This is a genomic window from Rheinheimera mesophila, assembly GCF_000986865.1.
Classification (GTDB): Bacteria; Pseudomonadota; Gammaproteobacteria; order Enterobacterales; family Alteromonadaceae; genus Pararheinheimera; species Pararheinheimera mesophila.
Map to the genome: position 1 here is coordinate 1 of NZ_LAVS01000074.1, position 565 is coordinate 565.

The 565-nt window shown below is 33.8% G+C and carries 1 protein-coding gene; it reads left to right on the forward strand.

Features of this window, described 5'->3' with window-relative positions:
- On the forward strand, nt 1–565 hold a 565-nt coding region (locus SD53_RS12605), incomplete at both ends, for a hypothetical protein (protein WP_046520561.1).

Below are 565 nucleotides of genomic sequence, written 5' to 3' on the forward strand. Positions count from 1 at the left end.
GAAGAATTAATCAAAAAGCTATCTGTAGCAGTTGATTGGTTTTCAAGTTTAAGTGATGGATCTAAAAGGTCGATTGTTATATTCGGTGGTATTGCTGCTGCAATTGGTCCTGTAGTTTTTGGATTAGGTGCATTCATAAGCACAGTTGGCAACGCAGTAACTGTATTAGCTCCATTATTAGCTAGTATTGCAAAGGCTGACGGATTGATTAGTTTTTTATCAACTAAAGTGCCTATTTTAGGAACAGTCTTCACAGCATTAACTGGTCCAATTGGTATCGTGTTAGGTGTACTGGCTGGTTTAGCAGTCGCATTTACAATAGCTTATAAGAAATCTGAAACATTCAGAAATTTTGTTAATGGTGCAATTAACAGTGTTAAACAAACGTTTAATAATTTCATTCAATTTATCCAACCTTTCATTGATTCCGTTAAAAACGTCTTTAAACAAGCGGTTTCAGCAATCGTTGATTTCGCTAAAGATATTTGGAGTCAAATTAATGGATTCTTTAATGAAAACGGAATTTCTATTGTTCAAGCGCTTCAAAATATATGCAATTTTATCA